14 protein-coding genes are annotated in these 18,312 nt (G+C 70.9%); 9 read left to right on the forward strand and 5 right to left on the reverse strand.

Annotated elements, in window-relative coordinates; translation table 11 throughout:
• Window positions 1–59: 59 nt before the first annotated feature.
• Both NAG42_RS24590 and NAG42_RS24595 read left to right on the forward strand, forming a co-directional pair.
• Window positions 60–998, forward strand: coding sequence for a ribose-phosphate diphosphokinase (locus NAG42_RS24590; protein WP_250033338.1), 939 nt, complete (start codon window positions 60–62; stop codon window positions 996–998).
• Window positions 995–1,915 (forward strand): glycoside hydrolase family 88 protein, encoded by a 921-nt coding sequence (locus tag NAG42_RS24595; protein ID WP_250033339.1) that lies wholly within the window; start codon window positions 995–997, stop codon window positions 1,913–1,915. Before NAG42_RS24590 ends, NAG42_RS24595 begins: the two co-directional genes overlap by 4 nt.
• A gap of 690 nt (window positions 1,916–2,605) precedes the next feature.
• Here NAG42_RS24595 and NAG42_RS24600 read toward each other — a convergent pair.
• Complete coding sequence (locus NAG42_RS24600) at window positions 2,606–3,694, reverse strand: lytic polysaccharide monooxygenase auxiliary activity family 9 protein (RefSeq protein ID WP_250033340.1); 1,089 nt, start codon at window positions 3,692–3,694, stop codon at window positions 2,606–2,608.
• A 185-nt stretch (window positions 3,695–3,879) separates the two neighbouring features.
• Here NAG42_RS24600 and NAG42_RS24605 point away from each other — a divergent pair, with 185 nt between their 5' ends.
• The 4 genes from NAG42_RS24605 to tuf all read left to right on the forward strand — a co-directional run bounded on the left by NAG42_RS24605 (window position 3,880) and on the right by tuf (window position 10,368).
• Complete coding sequence (locus NAG42_RS24605) at window positions 3,880–4,716, forward strand: SIR2 family NAD-dependent protein deacylase (RefSeq protein WP_250033341.1); 837 nt, start codon at window positions 3,880–3,882, stop codon at window positions 4,714–4,716.
• 68 nt (window positions 4,717–4,784) lie between these two features.
• On the forward strand, window positions 4,785–6,812 hold the full coding sequence (locus tag NAG42_RS24610) for a response regulator (RefSeq protein WP_250033342.1): 2,028 nt from the start codon (window positions 4,785–4,787) through the stop codon (window positions 6,810–6,812).
• 112 nt (window positions 6,813–6,924) lie between these two features.
• The gene (locus tag NAG42_RS24615) at window positions 6,925–8,883 is read left to right on the forward strand and encodes a serine/threonine-protein kinase (protein WP_250033343.1); all 1,959 of its coding nucleotides are present in this window, start codon (window positions 6,925–6,927) and stop codon (window positions 8,881–8,883) included.
• 294 nt (window positions 8,884–9,177) lie between these two features.
• On the forward strand, window positions 9,178–10,368 hold the full coding sequence (gene tuf, locus NAG42_RS24620; protein ID WP_250033344.1) for an elongation factor Tu: 1,191 nt from the start codon (window positions 9,178–9,180) through the stop codon (window positions 10,366–10,368).
• 43 nt (window positions 10,369–10,411) lie between these two features.
• Here the strand turns inward: tuf and NAG42_RS24625 are convergent, their stop codons facing one another.
• Complete coding sequence (locus NAG42_RS24625) at window positions 10,412–11,578, reverse strand: MFS transporter (protein WP_250033345.1); 1,167 nt, start codon at window positions 11,576–11,578, stop codon at window positions 10,412–10,414.
• A 106-nt stretch (window positions 11,579–11,684) separates the two neighbouring features.
• Here NAG42_RS24625 and NAG42_RS24630 point away from each other — a divergent pair, with 106 nt between their 5' ends.
• A complete protein-coding gene (locus tag NAG42_RS24630; protein ID WP_284045862.1) occupies window positions 11,685–12,284 on the forward strand; it encodes an HAD family hydrolase in 600 nt (199 codons plus the stop codon).
• Between the two features lie 117 nt (window positions 12,285–12,401).
• On the opposite strand, the gene NAG42_RS24635 is transcribed toward NAG42_RS24630, so the two are convergent.
• The gene (locus NAG42_RS24635; RefSeq protein WP_250033347.1) at window positions 12,402–14,594 is read right to left on the reverse strand and encodes a carbohydrate-binding protein; all 2,193 of its coding nucleotides are present in this window, start codon (window positions 14,592–14,594) and stop codon (window positions 12,402–12,404) included.
• A 137-nt stretch (window positions 14,595–14,731) separates the two neighbouring features.
• On the opposite strand from NAG42_RS24635, the gene NAG42_RS24640 reads away from it, so the two are divergent.
• Window positions 14,732–15,673, forward strand: coding sequence for a hypothetical protein (locus NAG42_RS24640; protein ID WP_250033348.1), 942 nt, complete (start codon window positions 14,732–14,734; stop codon window positions 15,671–15,673).
• A 4-nt stretch (window positions 15,674–15,677) separates the two neighbouring features.
• Window positions 15,678–16,904, forward strand: coding sequence for a hypothetical protein (locus NAG42_RS24645; protein WP_250033349.1), 1,227 nt, complete (start codon window positions 15,678–15,680; stop codon window positions 16,902–16,904).
• Between the two features lie 9 nt (window positions 16,905–16,913).
• Here NAG42_RS24645 and NAG42_RS24650 read toward each other — a convergent pair whose 3' ends face one another.
• A complete protein-coding gene (locus tag NAG42_RS24650; protein WP_250033350.1) occupies window positions 16,914–17,222 on the reverse strand; it encodes a PLD nuclease N-terminal domain-containing protein in 309 nt (102 codons plus the stop codon).
• 110 nt (window positions 17,223–17,332) lie between these two features.
• The gene (locus NAG42_RS24655; RefSeq protein WP_250033351.1) at window positions 17,333–18,133 is read right to left on the reverse strand and encodes an SGNH/GDSL hydrolase family protein; all 801 of its coding nucleotides are present in this window, start codon (window positions 18,131–18,133) and stop codon (window positions 17,333–17,335) included.
• Window positions 18,134–18,312 lie beyond the last annotated feature (179 nt).

Genomic DNA, 18,312 nt, shown 5'->3' on the forward strand with positions numbered 1-18,312 from the left:
CTAGCGCTTTTCCGTGCCCGGTGAGGACCCGCGGACCGGTCGCATTCTAGGCTGGAAGCGTGCGCGACATCGCCGTTTTCTCCGGATCCGCCCATCCTGACCTCGCCGCCGAGATCTGCGACCACCTCGGAGTCCCGCTGCTGCCGATCCGCACCTCCCGCTTCGCCAACGACTGCATCGAGGTGCAGCTGCAGGGCAACTGCCGGGAGCGTGACGTCTTCCTGATCCAGCCGCTCGTCCCGCCCGTCCAGGAAAACCTCGTCGAACTGCTGTTCATGCTCAACGCGGCCCGCGGTGCCTCGGCCGGGCGGATCACCGTGGTGCTGCCGCACTACGCGTACGCCCGGAGCGACAAGAAGGACGCGCCGCGCATCTCGATCGGCGGCCGCCTGGTGGCCGACCTGCTGACCACGGCCGGGGCCGACCGGGTGCTGGCCATGACCCTGCACTCGCCGCAGGTGCACGGCTTCTTCAACATCCCGGTCGACCACCTGCACGCGCTGCAGGAGCTGGCCAAGCACTTCCGGCGCTACAACCTGGAGAACGCCGTGGTCGTGTCGCCCGACCTGGGGAACGCGAAGGAGGCGGCGGCGTTCGCCCGGCTGCTGGGCATCGGGGTGGCGGCGGGCGCCAAGCAGCGCTACGCCGACGACAAGGTGGTGATCAGCACGGTGATCGGCGACGTGGCCGACAAGGACGTGATCGTGCTGGACGACGAGATCGCCAAGGGCAGCACGGTTTTCGAGCTGCTGGACCGGCTGCGCGAGCGCAACGTCCGCAGTGTCCGCGTGGCCTGCACGCACGGGTTGTTCGCGGCCGACGCGATCCGGCGGCTGTCGGCCGAGAAGGAGATCGAAGAGATCGTCAGCACCAACACGGTGCCGATCCCGGCCCAGGACCACACCGAGAAGCTGACCGTGCTGTCGGTGGCGCCGGCCCTGGCCGAGGCCATGCGCCGGATCCACAACGGCGAGTCGGTCAGCGCTCTGTTCGCATGAACGCCGACGGCTTCGCTGCAGGCGGTGCTCGGGTCGGGCGGGTTCTCGACGCGTTGCTGGCCATGCAGCGGCAGAGCTGGGAGCAGGGGGTCGCCTCGCAGGCGGCGCTCGATCTGGGCCGGGACGATCTGGCTTTTCTGATGGCCGAGTCGGCGGTCGCGCGACAGACGCCGGACGGCCGGCTCGGCGGCCCGGACGACAACGCGGTCAACGGTGCGGCGTGCGGGGAGGCGGCGCTGCGGGCCGGTTTCGCGGACGCCGCCCGGCGCCAACTCGAGTTCCTGCTGCGGGAGGCCCCGCGCCGGCCGGACGGGACGATCTGCCATGTGCTCGGCTCGTCGCAGGTCTGGGCGGACACCGTCTACATGGTGGTGCCCTTCCTCGCGCTGAGCGGTGAACTGGACGAGGCGGTGCGCCAGGTCCACGGGCATCGGGAGCAACTGTGCCGCGACGGCCTGTATTCGGCGATCGCACCGGACCGGCCGGCCCGCTGGGGTGGCGGCAACGGCTGGGTGGTCGCCGGGATCGCCCGCGCGATCCGGCTGGCTCCCGCGCTGGGCTCGACCGACCTGCCCGGGCACGCGCGCGAGGTGCTCGACGCATGCCTGGCCCTGCGCCGCGACGACGGTCTCTTCCACGACGTGCTGGACGACGCCACGACCTTCCGCGAGACCAACGCCGCGCAGATGTTCGCCTACGCCGCCCTGACCGGCGTCGCCGACGGCTGGCTCCCGGATGCCTACGCGGACGCGGGGCGGGAGCTGCTGGCCGCGGCCACCGGAGAGGTCGACGGGCGAGGACTGGTCCAGAACGCTTGCGGCACCCCCTCTTTCGACCGCCCGGGCACGTCGCCCGAGGCTCAGGCTTTCCACTTGCTGGCGACGGTAGCGGCCGAGCGGTTGGGCGCGCATCCGTGAGGGGCGCAGCCTGTGGACAACTCCGCAGTGTGGATAACTCCGGCGACCTGCTGATCAAGTCATAGGCTCGGTTGAGGACGGGCGCTGATCCGGCTTTGGCTCAGCGGGCGAACCGGAATGTGGAGAACGGCCGTGCCGGCACGTCGTCCGCCGGCCGGTTGGCCAGATCGATGTGGTGTTGCTGAAGTGCCAACTGCTGGGTGAAACCGGGGGACGGGGAGGGCAAAACACCGTCCCCCGCAGCTTCGGGTAAACCGCCGGGTCGAGCAGTGCTCCTTTCGCTGAGGGTGTTTTGGGAGCGCTCCCAAACGACTGTAATGGCTTGGGTCGCCGGGCGCCAGAGCGCAGTTGGCGGCAGTCGACGGTGCTTGGCGTGCCGACACGGTCTGCGGTGTGAGTGGTGCGGGGCGCGGGGGCGGGCCGAGCAGGGCGGTGAAGGGCGAGCGCTGCGGGACCAGTAGGGGCGGTGCGGGGCGAGCAGGGGCGGGCCCGAGCAGGGCGGGGCCGAGCAGGGCGGGGCCGAGCAGGGCGGGGCCGAGCAGGGCGGGGCCGAGCGGGGCGGGGCCAGCGCGGCGGGGCGAGCGGTGCGGGGCGAGCGGGGCGCGGCGAGCGGGGCGCGGCGAGCGGGGCGGGGCGAGCGGGGCGGGGCGATGTGGCCGGCCGTGGAGGGGCCGGCCACATCGCGACCGGTCAGGTGGTGGCGGTGCAGGTCACCGTGGGGGTAGTGGCTGTGCCGGAGCCTATGAAGCCGAAGCTGGTCGTGCCGCCCGACGACAGGGCGCCGTTGTAGGCGGCGTTCTTGGCGACCAGCGAGCTGCCGCTGGCCGTGACCGTCGAGTTCCACGACTGCTGCACCGACGGCGCACTGCCGTAGCCCAGCGTCACTGTCCAGCTCTTGATGGCCGCCGAGCCCGCGGTCACCTTGACCTCACCCTGGAAGCCGCCCGACCACTGGCTGCTGGTCGAGTAGGCCGCTGAGCACGCACCCGAGGCCGGCGGCGTGGTGGGCGGCGTGGTCGGCGGGGTCGTGGGCGGCGTGGTCGGAGGAGTAGTCGGCGGCGTCGTAGGAGGCGTGGTCGGTGGGGTCGTGGGCGGCGTGGTCGTGCCACCGAAGTTCACGTCGCTGCAGAAGTAGTAGGACTGGTCGAGGTGGCTGGCCTGCCAGATCGTGTAGACCATGGCCCGTCCGCTGCGGCCCGACACCGACACCGGGACGTCGATCTCGACGCCGTCGCTGCGCTGTGTCCACTGCGCCGCCGGGGTGTTGCCGATCTGGGACACCTGGTCGAGATCCGACCACTTCAGGGCCTGGGTGACCGGGTTGAAGCCGGGCTTCGACACGTACACCCGGATGTAGTCGGCGCCGTGCCGCGCGCCGTCGAACAACTTCACGTTGAAGTTGTTGCCGACGTTGGTGGCCTTCCAGTCGCCGATGGCGTCCATCGCGTTGTAGCGGCCGCTTTCGGTGCGCCCGCCGCTGCACAACTGGCCGTCGGGGATGGCGCCCTGGTGGTTGCCGGCCACGTTCTCCCGGAACAAGCCGTTCCAGTTCCACATGGCGCTCGGGTTGGCCTGCCAGGCCTGCCAGCACATCGGGTCCTCGGTGGCCATGGCCGGGTCCTGGAATTTGCTGCCCCAGCGCTCGAAGCAGCCGTAGTTGCGCGAAGCCGGGCCGGTGACGTTGCCGTGGGCGCTCGCGGGGGAGACCGGCGCGAACAGGACGGTGAGGCCGGCGAGCAGGAGGCCCGCCAGCGCGCTGAAGAGGATTCTGAGTTTCATGAGGGCATGAGCTCCGCATGGTCGGTGGCCCGGTGGACAGGCCAGGGGGATCCGGCCAGAGCTGCCCTCAGCTCTGCGAATCAGGACACCGGCGGGTGTCGTAACAACCTCGCACAAAATCGACGATTGTCAATAGCAAGAGAAGACCCGCGATTCCGGTACGCCGTGACGGGCACACTCGGGCGATGGACTCCCTGCCTACCGCGGCCGATCTGATCACTCGCGCCGAACGGCTCGTCGTGCTCACCGGGGCCGGCATGTCGGCCGAGAGCGGCGTGCCCACCTTCCGCGACGCGTTGACCGGGTTGTGGGCCCGCTACGACGCCGAGGCGCTGGCCACCCCGGAGGCCTTCGAGCGGGACCCGGCCCTGGTGTGGGGATGGTACGAGTGGCGCCGCGAACTGGTCGAGCGCGTCCACCCCAACGCCGGTCACCGGGCCGTCGCCCGGCGCGACTGCACCTTGATCACGCAGAACGTCGACGACCTGCACGAGCGGGCCGGCTCGAAGGACGTGATCCACCTGCACGGCAGCCTCTTCGCCCCACGGTGCTCCGCTTGCCACCAGCCCGCGGCAGACGTGCCGGGCGGCACGGTGGAACAAGAGGCGGCCGACGGCGCGGCGATAGGCGTGGCGAATCGGGCGGCTGGAGGGGTGGCCGACGGCGCGGCGGATCGGAGGGCGGGAGAGGCGGCAGGCGGCGCGGTGGGGGAAGGTGGGCCTCGGACACCGCCGGCGTGTGTCTACTGCGCTTCGCCCGTACGGCCCGGGGTGGTCTGGTTCGGGGAGCAGTTGCCGGTGGCCGCGTTCGAGCGGGCGGTGGAGGTCGCGGCCCGCGCCGACGTGCTGATCACCGTGGGGACGTCGGGTCAGGTCTATCCCGCGGCCGAGATCCCGCAGGTGACGGCCAAGAGGGGTGGCGCCGTCATCCAGGTCAACCCGCAGCCCACCCCGCTCGATCCGTTCTGTGCGATCAACCTGCGGGGCACCGCGGCGGAGGTGCTTCCCGAGATCATCAGATGAATGGTTGCAAACCTGGCGAACCGGCACCACGCACCCCTCGAGACGCGGATCATGTCGTCATGGGTGTCATGGCTTACCCCCTCCGGTACGCGCTCGCCGATCTTGCCCTGGCTCTCAGCCGGGTCTCCCACGAACCTGCCCTCGTCCAGTCCACGGCGGCCCGCGCCGCCGCCGACATGATCGGTGACGGCGCCGGCGTGCAGTTGCTGCGCGACGACGGCCGCTACGACTCGATCACGTACCACCACATCGACGACGGGCGGTCGGCCTCGCTGGCCCGGGTGCTCGACCACGTCGACCAGCTGCCCGACGACGACTTCTCGACCGCGCTCGCGGCCAGCCGCCGCCCGATCGTGCTGGCCGGCGACGGCGTGGAGCCGCTGGCCGGCGAGGAGCACGAGATCCACTCGGCGGTCCTGTGCCCGGTGATCGTCGACAACACGTACGCGGGGTATCTGGTCCTGACCCGCGAGACGCCGGGCTCGTTCTATTCGACGGCGGAGGTCGAGCTGGCCCGGGACATCGCCGGTGAGCTCGCCCTCGCCTGCTCCAGCGCGCGGGCCTTGGAGCGGCTGCGGGCCAGTGAGGAGCGCTACCGGCGGGTCCTCGAGACGATCCCCGAGGGTGTGCTCCAGATCGACCCGGATGCCGTGGTGACGTACGCGAACGAGCCGATCGGGGTGGTGCTCGGCATGCCCCGGTCGCAGCTGGTCGGGGTCTCGTTGCGGGGTTTCCTCAACGACCAGGGTCAGAAGGAGCTGAACCGGCGCATCACCGAGTGCCGGGAGGGCCGCTCGACGGTCGGCGGCACCCGGCTCATGCGGGCCGACGGCTCGCAGCGCAGCGTGCGCATCAGCATGATGCCGCTGATGGACGATCACGGCGCGTTCAGCGGCGTGGTCTGCATGGTCACCGACACCACCGACCACATCGACGCCCGCGGTCTCAAGCGCCAGCTCGACCACCTGCGCCGGCTCGACAGCCTGGGCCAGCTCATCGGCGGCATCTCGCACGACTTCAACAACCTGCTGACCGTGGTCGGCGGCTCGGCCGAGATGATCACGGCGTCGGCCGAGCCCGGCAGCCAGCACCACAAGCTGGCCACCGACATCCTCGACGCCGTCGGCACCGGCCGCTCGCTGACCCACCAGCTGCTCGCGTTCGGTCGCAGCGACGGCAACCGGCCGGAGATCATCCCGATTCCCGACCTGCTCACCGACGTGCAGTCCCTTTTCAGCCGTACGCTCGGCGAGCACATCGGTCTCGACCTGGCGTTCGGCCCGGACGTGTGGGCCGTGCGGGCCGAGCGCGGCCCGCTCGAGCAGGCGCTGGTCAACCTGGCCGCGAACGCCCGCGACGCCATGCTGCACGGCGGCATGTTGCGGGTGGCCGCGATGAACGAGCTGGTCGAGGCGGGCAAGGGCCCCGAGGGCGTACCGCCGGGCCGGCTCGTGCACATCGTGATCACCGACACCGGGGTGGGCATGACCGACGAGGTCCGTCAGCGGGCCCTCGAGCCGTTCTTCACCACCCGCCCCACCGCCGCCGGGCTCGGCCTGGCCACCACCGCCGGCATCGTGCAGGGGCTGGGCGGCCACATCGAGCTGGAGTCGGAGCCCCGGATGGGTACGACCGTCCACCTCTACCTGCCCGCCGCCGAGGAGAAGCCGCTCGCCGCCAGCGGCCGCCAGGGTGCGCCGGCGGTGATCGGCCGGGTCCTGATCGTCGAGGATCAGCCCGAGGTGGCCCAGCTGGTGCAGCGCCTGATCGAGCCGGCCGGCTACGCCATCACGGTCGCGACCGACGCGTTGCAGGCGGTGACCCAGGTGGCTACGGGGGCGCATCCCGATCTGCTGATCACCGACGTCGTGATGCCGACGATGACCGGGCCGGAGCTGGCGGCGGCACTGCGGACCCACCATCCGCACCTGCCGGTGCTCTTCATGTCCGGCTACACCGCGGCGTCGCTCGGCCCGCAGCTGCACCTCGACGACAACAGCATGCTGATCGAGAAGCCGTTCACCCGGTCGACGCTGCTCGGGGCGATTCGTACGCTGTCCGGTACGACTTCGAACGAGACCGCCACGTCCAAGTAACGGCGTTTCCACGACTCCGACCGAAGGTGCGAACTCGGGCGGAGGGGCTTGCCTTTCGAAGCGGACAAACAGCAATATTCCGGGGCATCGTCCGCTCCGGAAGGACCATCGAGTGACTCAGCATGGCACGCGGGACCGGTCGAGCGCCGGATCACGCGCCGACACGCACGGCACGTCGACCATGGACCTGAGCGGACGCTGCGTCGGCAGTTCGTACGTGCTTCAGCGCCCGATCGGGCAGGGCGCGACCGGCACCGTGTGGGAGGCGCTCGACCGGGCCACCGGTGAGCCGGTCGCGGTCAAGCTGCTGCACGAGAGCCTGCTGCGGCAGCCCAAGCTGGTCACCCGATTCGTGCAGGAGCGCACGATCCTGCGGATGCTGCGCCACCGCAACGTGGTGCGGGTGCACGACCTGTTCAGCGTGGGCGAGACCCTGGGCCTGGTGATGGACCTGGTCAGCGGGGGCAGCCTGCGCGACCTGCTGCGCGAGCGGCCGACCGTGGCCCCGGGCGAGGCGGCCCGGCTCACCGCGCAGGTCGCCGCCGCGCTGGCCGAGGCCCACGACCTGGGCGTGGTGCACCGCGACCTCAAGCCCGACAACATCCTGCTGGCCACGGTCGGCGGCCGCCTCGACACCCGGCTGACCGACTTCGGGGTCGCCCGCATCCTGAACACGCCCAGCATGACCACCCCGAACGCGGTCGTCGGCACCCCGCACTACATGTCACCCGAGGCCTTCCACGGCGCGACGGCCAGCCCGGCGACCGACGTCTACGCCCTCGGGGTGCTGCTCTACGAGCTGGTCTGCGGCCGCCCGCCGTACGTCAGCGACTCGATCCCCGACCTCATGCGCCAGCACCTCGAGGGCAACCCGGCCCGTCAGCCGGGCATCCCGGCGCCGCTGTGGGACGTGATCGCGGTGTGCATGGCCCACAAACCCCGCCTGCGCCCGACCGCCGCCGAACTGGTCGCCGACCTCTCCGACGCCGCCCGCCGCCTGGCCGACGTCCCCGCGCTGCCCCCACCGGCCGGCGGGCCCGCGGCCGTCCCCTCCCGGTCCGAGCCCTTCCTGCTGCTGCCACCGCCGGCCGGTGATCCCCGCCCGGACGAGGGGCTGTGGTCCGACGACGGGCCCGGATGCCCGGACGGGCAGCGAGCAGCCGATCTTTCCCCGCTCGCCCGTCACGAGGCCGACGTTTCCCCGCTCGCCCGTCACCAGGCCGACGTTCCCTCGCTCGCCCGTCACCAGGCCGATGTTCCTCCGCTCGCGGGGAGCAAGCCGGCCGAATCTATCGTCCCGCCGCAGCGCCGGCCGGAGAAGCGCAACGCCGTCCCCAGCTGGCGGTGGGCCCGTCCGGGGGCCACGCTGGCGCTGGTCGTCGCGGCCATGGTGGCCTCGGCGGTGGCCACCACGGCCTGGAACGACGGCCGGGCGAAGGACGAGCCCCGCGATCTGGCCGCCCCGCAGATCGTGGTCGCCCCCCGGTCGGCGCCGGCCTCCAGCGCTGCGCCACCCCCGGCCCAGCGCCGCACGAACGTCGCCGCGACCAAGCCGGCCGCCCGGGCGTCGGCCACCTCGCCCCAGGCCACCACGTCGGTGGGCGCGCCGGCTGCTCCGGCGGCGGCTCCTTCCCGCGTACGCCCGAGGGAAGCGCAACCACCGGCCCAGCCCCGGCCGCGCCGGTCACCGCGCCTCGAGGCCCAGCCGTACGGCCCGTGGCAGTGCAACCAGAGCTTCGCGATCGACTTCCGCACCCGCACCGCCGCCCGGGTCCAGCCCTGCCACATGCTCGGCCGTGACGTGCGCTACCAGGCCTCGGTGACCGCGGCCGGTGGCGGCCGGGGCCGCATCACGGTGTCGCTGAAGGACGCCGGCACCGGCCGGCTGATCGGCACCCCGCGGACCTGCGACAACCTGACCTTCGAGGGCGACGCCGCCACCCGCACCTGCGGCCCGGCCGCCACCAGCCCGTCCCGGGGCCGCAGCTACGCCGTAGTCATGTCGTTCAGCTACGACCGCGACGGCCGCACCCTGACCAGCGAAGCCAAGGGCGCCACCTTCACCTGGTGAGCCGCCCGGCCCCGGCAAACCGTCGGCCGGCGGCCGGGGAATTCGGTGGAGGGGGCCGGCGTTCTGGCCTACCGTGATCCGCATGTTCGCGCTCGGTCTGCAGCTGCCCCCAGGGGCGGCTCCCGTGTGCGTGCTTTCGCTCAGCGGCGCCGATACCCGAATCTGACCCTTCCCCACCAGCAGCAGAACCGTAGGGGGAGGGTGGTCCCGCCGTGCGCGGTTCTGGCGCGCTCTGCCTGGCAACGGGCGCGCTCCCCCCATTGCCCTTACATCCAGTGAGGACTGAGAAAAACCATGGCCAAGAGCCAGTTCATCCGCAGCAAGCCGCACGTCAACATCGGCACGATGGGGCACGTCGACCACGGGAAGACGACCCTGACCGCCGCGATCACCAAGGTTCTCGCCGACCGCGACCCGGCCGCCAACCGGTACGTCGCGTTCGAGGGCATCGACAAGGCCCCGGAGGAGGCGGCCCGCGGCATCACCATCACCATCGCGCACGTCGAGTACGAGACGCCGAACCGGCACTACGCGCACGTCGACATGCCGGGCCACGCCGACTACGTGAAGAACATGATCACGGGCGCGGCTCAGGTCGACGGGGCGATCCTGGTCGTGTCGGCGCAGGACGGCTCGATGCCGCAGACCCGGGAGCACGTGCTGCTCGCCCAGCGGGTCGGCGTGCCCTACCTGGTGGTGGCGCTCAACAAGAGCGACGCGGTCGACGACCCGGAGCTGCTCGACCTGGTCGAGCTCGAGGTGCGGGAACTGCTGACCGAGTACGGGTTCCCCGGTGACGAGGTTCCCGTCGTACGGGTCAGCGCGCTCAAGGCACTGGAGGGTGACCCGAAGTGGGTCACGTCCATCGTGGACCTGCTCGACGCGGTCGACAGCTACGTGCCGGTGCCGCCGCGCGAGCTCGGTGAGCCGTTCCTGATGCCGATCGAGAACGTGCTGACGATCAGCGGTCGCGGCACGGTGGTGACCGGCAAGGTGGAGCGGGGCACGCTGCGCGTCGGTGAGCCGGTCGAGGTTGTCGGCCTCGGCCCGACCATCGCCACGGTGGCCACCGGTCTCGAGACGTTCGGCAAGTCGCTGGAGTCGGCCGAGGCCGGTGACAACGCGGCGATCCTGCTGCGCGGCATCAAGCGCGAGCAGGTCGAGCGTGGACAGGTGGTGGCGGTGCCGGGAACGGTGACGCCGCACCAGAAGTTCGAGGCGCGGATGTACGCGCTGACCAAGGAGGAGGGTGGCCGGCACACGCCGTTCGCGACGGACTACCGGCCGCAGTTCTTCTTCCACACCACGGACGTGTCCGGCGGGCTCGACCTGGGCGACGTCGACCTGGTCATGCCGGGCGACACGCTCGACAAGGTCACGGTCACGCTGGGCAAGCCGGTCGCGCTCGAGGTGGGCGCCGGCTTCGCGGTGCGCGAGGGCAACCGTACGGTCGCCGCGGGCACCGTGACGGGCCTGCTCGACTGACAAGGTAGGTAGGGACGGGTGGCCGGTGCGAACCGGCCACCCGTCACTGTTCCGGCCGCGGCACCAGGATCACCAGCAGCAGCAGCGGGATCACGACGGTCATGGTGGCGGCCAGGCCGACGAGTCCGGCGACCCAGCCGATCAGGGCCGGGCCGAGCAGGATCCCGGTGTAGGTGAACGTGGTCAGCCGCGAGACCAGGGCCGCGGTGGACGCGCCGGGCAGCCGGCCGACGGCACTGAACGTCAGCGGCAGCAGCACCGACGAGCCGAGCCCGGCCACCGCGAACCCGGCCACCGCCACTCCGGGGTGCGGCGCCAGGACGGCCACCGAGAAACCGCCGGCTGCGACCACCGCGCCGATCCGGAACAGCCGGTTGCCGCCGCCGCGGCCGGTGAGCCGGTCGCCGGCCAGCCGGCCGAGGGTCTGCCCGCCGGTGTAGGCGGTGATCGCCACGGCGGCCAGGCTCAGCGAGGCGCCGCGCACCTCGTGCAGGAAGATGCCGCCCCAGCCGAGCGCCGCACCCTCGCAGATCATCAGCGCGGTGGCGGTCAGGCCGAGCAGGATCAGCGGACGGCTCCAGCCCGACCGTACCGACACCGGCGCGCCCGGCTCGGCTGCGGCGTGCCCGTTGTCCGGCAGCCGGCGGGCGACGACCGGGCCGGCCACCAGCAGCAGGGCGCCGGCCGTGACGAGGTGCGCGCCCAGCGGTACGCCGAAGTGGGCCAGGGCCGCCGTGGACAGCGACGCGACCACCGCGCTGACACTCCAGGCCGCGTGACAACCGTTGAGGATCGGGCGCCCGGCTGCGCGCTCGACGGCGACCGCGCTCGCGTTCATCGCCGCGTCGGTCGCGCCGTGCGCCCCGCCGAGCACCGCCGCGCCGAGCAGGAACCAGGCCGGGCCGGGGGCGACGGCCAGGCCGGCCAGCAGGAGCGGCATCACGGTGAGAGCGCCGCGCAGGATCACGCGGGTGCCGATCCGCGCGGCCAGCGGACCGACGGCTTGCATGCAGGCCAGCGCGGCCGCCGCGAAGAGCAGCCCCGACAACCCGAACCAGGCGTCACTGAGGTCGTGGGCGGCCTTGAACGAGGGGGCCCGCACGATGTACGTGGACAGCGTCAAGCCGTTGAGCAGGAAGACGGCGGTGACTGCCCACCGGTCGTGCTCCGCCCGGACACGATGCTGCGGGTCGAGGTGGCTGAGGGTCACGCGGGCCTCCCGGTCTCGGACACGGACCCCGTTTCGGTGGTCCATGTCTCCGACGAACGGCGCCGCCACGAATCGGACAGCGGCCGGGATTATCGTGACGGGCGTGATGTTGCCGCTGCCTGAGGGCGAGTTCGACGCCTACCTGTTCGACTGTGACGGCACCATCGCCGACTCGATGCCGATCCACTTCCAGGCCTGGCAGCTGGCGCTGAAGGAGTGGGGCGCCGAGTTCGGCGAGGAGCTCTTCTATGCCTGGGGCGGTCGCACGCCGGTCTCGGTGATCGCCGATCTGAACGCCCGGCAGGGGCTCGCGATGCCGGTCGCGGTGGTGGACGAACGGCGCGAGCAGATCTTCCAGGAGCTGCTGCCCACCGTCGCGGCGGTGCCCGAGGTGCTCGAGCACATCGAGGACGCGTACGGGAAGCTGCCGTTCGCCGTCGTCTCGGGGAGCAGCCGGGAATCGGTGACCGCGTCGCTCACCACGTTGGGGCTGCTCGACCGGTTCGAGGTGATGGTCTGCGCGGGCGACTACCTGAACGGCAAGCCCGACCCGGAGTGCTTCCTGACCGCCGCCAAGCTGCTGGACGTGGCGCCGGAGCGCTGCCTGGTCTTCGAGGACACCGATTTCGGCATGCAGTCGGCGGCCGCGGCCGGCATGGCCGCCGTCCGGGTGCCGCCGCCGTGGCAGCGGCACCGGGACGGCTGAGTTTTCGGGTGCCGCCGCCATCGCAGCGGCGCTCGACCGGCTGAGCTTCCGGGTGCCGCCGCCGTGGCAGCGGCTGAGTTTCCGGGTGCCGCCGCCGTGGCCGCAGCACCCGGTGCGTCAGGTCAGCTGCAGGTAGTCGATGTTGAAGCCGCCGGTCTCGCAGAAGACGGTGACCAGCTGGTCGCCCGCCGCGAGGGTGACCGGCACGTGGACCGACTGGTAGGACGCCCAGCCTCCGGTGTCGGGCACCGACACCGTGGCCAGCTTTTCGCCGGCCGCGTTGCGGAACGAGATGGCGTCCGCCGCCACCGCGCCCGTGCCGTTGGCGACGCGCAGCTCCAGGTCGTACGTCCCGGCCTGGGCGACGTCGGCGCGGTAGCTCAGCCAGTTGCCGGGGGCGGTCCAGCCGATGTTCTTGCCACCGCTGGCTCCGGCATTGCTCTCGACGAAGTTGGCCCCGCCCTCGGTCCAGCCGTTCTGCGCCGCATAGGACTCGGCTTCGACCCGGACGCCGATCGGAGCGCCCTTCGGCACGACGGTGACCGGGACCGTCACCTCATCGCGGGACGCGCCGTCGGTGACGAAGAAGGTCAGCTGCTGGGTGCCCGCGGTGGTCGGGCTGAGCGTGACCACACCGGTGGTCGCGTCCAGGGACACGCCGGCGGGCAGGTCGGTGGCATAGAACGAGAGCCGGTCCCGGTCGCGGTCGGTGGCCGACAGGCGGAACAAGGTCGTCGCGTACTGATCGACGGTCAGCGCGGGCACGGCGCGCAGGACCGGGGCGTGGTCGCGGCGGGGAGGATCGGCCTTCCACCGGTACGTGGCGTAGGCGTCGGCCGGGACGCCGACCACAAAGGACTGGCGGCCGAGGGTGATCCGGACGTTTCGTGCGGTCGCCGCGGAGTTGGCCAGGATCGCCGTGAACCGGTTGCCGTCGCGGTAGACGACGTTGCTGACGCCGGCGGCCGGGGCGCTCGACTCGACGCGGACGTCGGCCGGCGACAGGTAGCGGGCGAACTGCCCCAGGGGGTAGAGCTCATCGCGTACGGAGAAGGTCTTGGTCTCGGTGTTGACCTTGACCAGCCGATCGGGCCACTTGGTGGTGCGGCCGACCTCCTCCCAGTCGACGTTGTTGTCGCGCTGGTCGGTCCAGTGCAGCGTGCCGCCGGTCTGGTCGGTCGCCTGCGCCCAGAGCGTGTAACTGCTCGCGTCGAGGCGGAAGTAGCTGAGCACGGTGGCCGGGTTGAGATCACTCGTCTCGGTCATGTGCACCGGCTTGCCGAACTCCTGATAGGCCTCGCGCATGACCGCGGGGTCACCCCAGTACGGGTGGAAGGCGATGGCGTCGGCGGCCCGGCGGGTGGCCGGGTCGTTCATGATCCGGTGGTAGTTCTTGGTCGCCGTGCTGTTGGGGTCGCGCCAGTCCCAGAAGTTGAAGTCGTGCACATACAGCTGCGTGCCCAGGCCGGCCCGGCGGAATTCACGCTTGATCGCGACCGCGAGCTTCTGCTGCTGCTCGACGCTGATGTCCATGGCCGGGTAGACGACGTCCATCCCCGGCTCGTTCAACATGGTGATCGCGTCAATGTTGATTCCATGTTGACGCATTGACTGTATGTACTTGACGTAATAGCGGGCGAACACATCGATGCAGTCATCACGGAGCTTGCCCACCTGATAGTGCTCGGTGGTGCTGCCCGGTTTGAGCGCGACCTCGCCGGTGAACCGGTTGTTGGTCTTCATCCAGGCCGGCGCGCTCCACGCCGACGCGAAGAACGTGGCCTTGGGGTTGTACTTCTGAATCAACTTGACCGCCTCGACCATGTGCAGGTCGATGTCGCGCTGGATCGAGAAGTGCTTCAGCGCGAAGTCCTCGGTGACGCCCGCGGGCAGCTCGTCGTAGGACCAGAACGGCAGGTGCTCGATGAGGTCCGGGCTGCCGATGGTGAGCCGGAACCGGTCGAAGCCGGCCCCGTTCTCGGGGTCGACGAGCAGGCGTACGGCCTTCTCGCGCTCGGCCGGGGTCAGCTTCCACAGGTTGGAGACGCTGGTCTCGTCGATCGACATGCCGATGCCGCTGTAGTGCTGCCGCTGCCGGCCCGGATCGACGACCACGGTCGCGTCGACGGCCCGGCCCGTGCCGTCCCCGACCCGCGTCGTGGGCAGCGACGCCCAGGCGTTGGCCGCGCCGGTCGAGTACGTGCCCGTCACCAGCTCGCCGCGCGGCTTGTGGGCCGTGGCCGGCTGCCCCGCCAGCAACGTCACGGCCGTCGATGCCACGGCGAGGGCCGCGGTCAGTGGTCGCTTCACCAGACCTCCCAGAGATAGATCAAGCGCGATTCGTTCAGGAGTTTATTAAGACCCTTAACTAATAAGCAACACTCCGGAAACGCGCGCGCCGACGATCTTCGGGCTACGTTGGACATTCATCGTCGTGAGGGGTCTCGATGGTGTGGTTCCGGTGGGTGGTCGCAGTCGCGCTGCTGGCTGCCCTGGCCGGATGCTCAGGCCCGTCACATCTGTGCGACTACGCCGCCGGCCTGGTCGACGATCACCACCTGACCGAGGCGGCTCGTGCCTACGCCGAGGCCCAGCGGGTCGGTGAAGGCTCCTGCGCCGACGACGGCCTCGACGAGGTGGTCGAGCAGCAGGCCGCCGGGCGGCGATCCTATGAGCAGGGAATGGCGGCGGCCCGGGCCGGGGACCTGCCCAAAGCCAAGGCGTCACTGCAGGCGGCGCTGCGCACCGACCAGGGTGACGTGCAGGCCGCGGTGGAGCTGCGTCGCCTCGGCCAGACTCCGTCGATCCGAGCCGTGCCCTCGTCAGTGACTGTCACCAACGGAGGCTCCGGCGGTCCCGGCGGCCCGCTCGTCTGGGCGGCGGTGGCCGGCGCGGCGCTCGCGTCCGCTCTGGTCCTAGCGGCGTGGTTCCGACGCGAACGGTGGGCGGCCGAGATCGTCGCGAGCGTTTCCGGTCCACTGAGGACCGACATGTCGGTTTTTGGGCGGAAGGTCACCGACATCGATGCCGACGACCTCCGGCGGCGACTCGAGGAGACGAGACAGCAGCTCGCCGGCATCGATGCCGGCGGCCTTCGGCGACGACTCGACGAGACGAAACAGCAGCTTGCTGACCTTGGCATGAGGCTAGGGGCGCTGGAGAAGAACTCGCCGTCGGGGGCGCTGTCGATGCTGCGGACGGCCGAGGCCGACCGTGTGGTGCGCGGCCTCATGGCGCAGCTGAAGGCGCATGAGCTGGCTCTGGACCGGCTGGCCGGAAGCGACGAGTCGGCTCGGCGGCTGATCGCGGGTCTCGCCGAGATCGTCCGGGCGGAGGAGCGCTTTGTCGACGAGCACTACGGGACGAGATCGGAGGGGCATGGAGACTGATCCGTTGACCGTGCAGCTCTTTTGGGCCCGCAGCGGCGACGGCGGGAGCCTCCTCGTGCGCCGCCGGATGCCTGAGCCATCGCCCTACGACGAGTTCTGGAGATCCGATCACCTGGTCGAACACGATCTGGCCGGTGGTGACCCGGCCCAGGTGGTCAGCGGATCCTGGCGGTCGCTGCTGGAAGGCCTGGAAGTCGGTGAAGTCGTGCAGATCGATCTCGCCGGCACTCCGCGGCCGGTCACGCTGACCACGTCGGACAAACCGGCGGATCCCGGTGCGCTGCTGTTCGACGCCAGCGTCTGGTGGACCGAGGAAGCCCACCGGCTGGTGACGCGCCGGGCGGGCCTGCGCACGTCCGAGCGGGATCTGGTGGCCCGCTACTTCCGGCCCGGTATCCAGTCGGCGCTCGCCGGCCTCGGCCGCCGGCTCGCGCTGGAGGTGATCGAGTGGCGCTCGGCCGACCAGGTCCACGCAGGACTGGGTGAGACCCGGACCGGCCGGCGCGGCGATCACAACGTCCCCGCATATCGGTTCCTGTCGGACGGGGAGCTCCTGCGCGACGGCGCTGAGGCGCTGCGCCGGCCCGAGATCAAGTCGGCGATCGACCACCTGCTCGACAGGCCTCAGGACCGCACCCGCGCCGAGGGGCTGACCGGCCGGCTGAAGCCGATCGACCCGAGCGTGCAAGCGGAGCCGGTCCTGTTCGCTCCGGGTCCGGAGAACGAGATGGTCAGCCGGGTAGTGCTGTTCGGATCTCGTGGGGTCCAGATCGGCGACCAAAATGTTCAGATCAACGGCGAAGTGAACGTTGAAATCAACATCGTGCTCTGTACGCACGATCCCGAGGTGGCGGAGGCGTTGCGGAACGACGAATCGCTCGGCCCGTGGATCGCCGACCGGATGAACGGCGTCGGCGACCAGGGAGTGAGCCCATCAGTGATTCGGGCGCTGGGACTGGGCGAGCGGATCAGCGGCGATCTGGCCGCGTTCCGGGTTGAGCGCGGCGATCAGGGCCGAGGGGTGAGCGAGATTTCCCTCCGCCATGGACCTGACGAACCGGGCCGAAATCCCCGTAGCCCGGCTGAGGGCCCACGCCACGCTGGAGACGATGTGCGTCACCCGGGAGACGATCTGCGGCAACCGGGGGACATCACGCGCCTGCCGGGTGACTGGCCGGGGCGCGGTGGCGGCGGGTTCGGGCGGGACACCGGTCGGCCCGGACGATTCTGACGTGAACGGTCACGGCTGCTGCTGGTGCCCGGCGTCCGGGTTGTTGTCGCGGATGGCGGTGGCGAGGGACTTCAGGAAGTCGGGGTTGTCGTCGGGGGCCACGAAGACCGGGCGGGGGCGCAGGACGACCTGGGGGACCGGGCGGCCCTTGACGAACCAGGCGATCGCGCCGAACGGGGAGAGCAGCAGGATGGCGAACATCCAGGCGGCCCAAGGGGCGGTGCGGATCTCGTCCTCGTGGGCGCGGAGGCAGTCGACCAAGGCGATGATCACCAGCGCGAGGTCGAGCAGGAGCAGGAGAACGAAGACGCTTGCCATGCCTGCAGACGATCCCCGGCGTGGGGGCCGCCGGACGGTCGCGAACAGGTGCTTTCCGGTGGCGGCCGGGCGGGTGCTGGGGACGGCACCCGCCCGGGGGCGTTGTGGGGCTAGAGCGCGCTCGCCAGGGCGGGCAGGTAGCCGTACGTGTAGCCGTTGACGTTGGGGTGGAAGGAGTTCTGTGGGGGGACGACGGTGAGGCCGTTCAGGTAGGGGGTGGGGGCGCAGATGCCGTGGCCGGCGAACTCGTCCCGTACGTCGGAGAACGTGAAGCCGGCGGCCTGGGCGCGGGCGGCGATGACGTCGTTGAGGGTTTGCGCACCCTCGTTGAGCGCCCGGCGTTTGGTCAGGCTCATGCCGGTGAGGCCGCACGACGCGGACGAGGTGTCGAAGAGGATCGGGTAGCCGAGCACGACGACCTTGGCCTTGGGTGCTTTGCGCTTGATGGCCGCGTACGTCGCGTCTAGCTTGCCCGGCAATGAGCCGGTGATGTCGGTGCGGGCGGTGGCTACCTTGTCGAGGCAGGCCGCGTCGCTGCCGACCTGGCAGCCGAGCACCGTGGGGGCGAAGCCGGCGTCGTTGCCTCCGATCGTGATGCTGATCAGGTCGGCGCCGCTGCTCAGGAACGGGACCTGCAGGTTGCGGACGTCGCTGGTCACGGCGCCGCCGCAGCTGAGGTCGGTGAACGACTTGGGCTTGTTGCGCGCCGTCCACTGACCGGGGTAGCCCTGCTTGCTGCGCAGGCAGAACACGCTCTGGCCGGGCGCGCCGACTCCCGAGGAATAGGAGTCGCCGAGCGCGACGTAGTCGGTCACGGCAGGGTCGACCGCCGCGGCCGCGGGTGCCGCGACGGCCAGCGAGAGTAGTGATGTTGCTATGAGACAGCCGAGAAGGGATAGACGTCTGCCCATGGAGTGGCCTCCGGTCCGTGGGGGAGAGGAAGCCGGAGCGCTCCGGTTACTGAACGGTAAGTCAGCGTGCCGAGAAAAGAAACACGGTGACATTCCTGTTACGGAGTAGTAACGTCCATCGATGTGACCTGGGTCGATGTCAGTGGGTGACGGCATTTTCACAAGACCGGCACAGCTGA

It is taken from the genome of Paractinoplanes maris, from assembly GCF_023544465.1.
GTDB lineage: Bacteria > Actinomycetota > Actinomycetes > Mycobacteriales > Micromonosporaceae > Actinoplanes > Actinoplanes maris.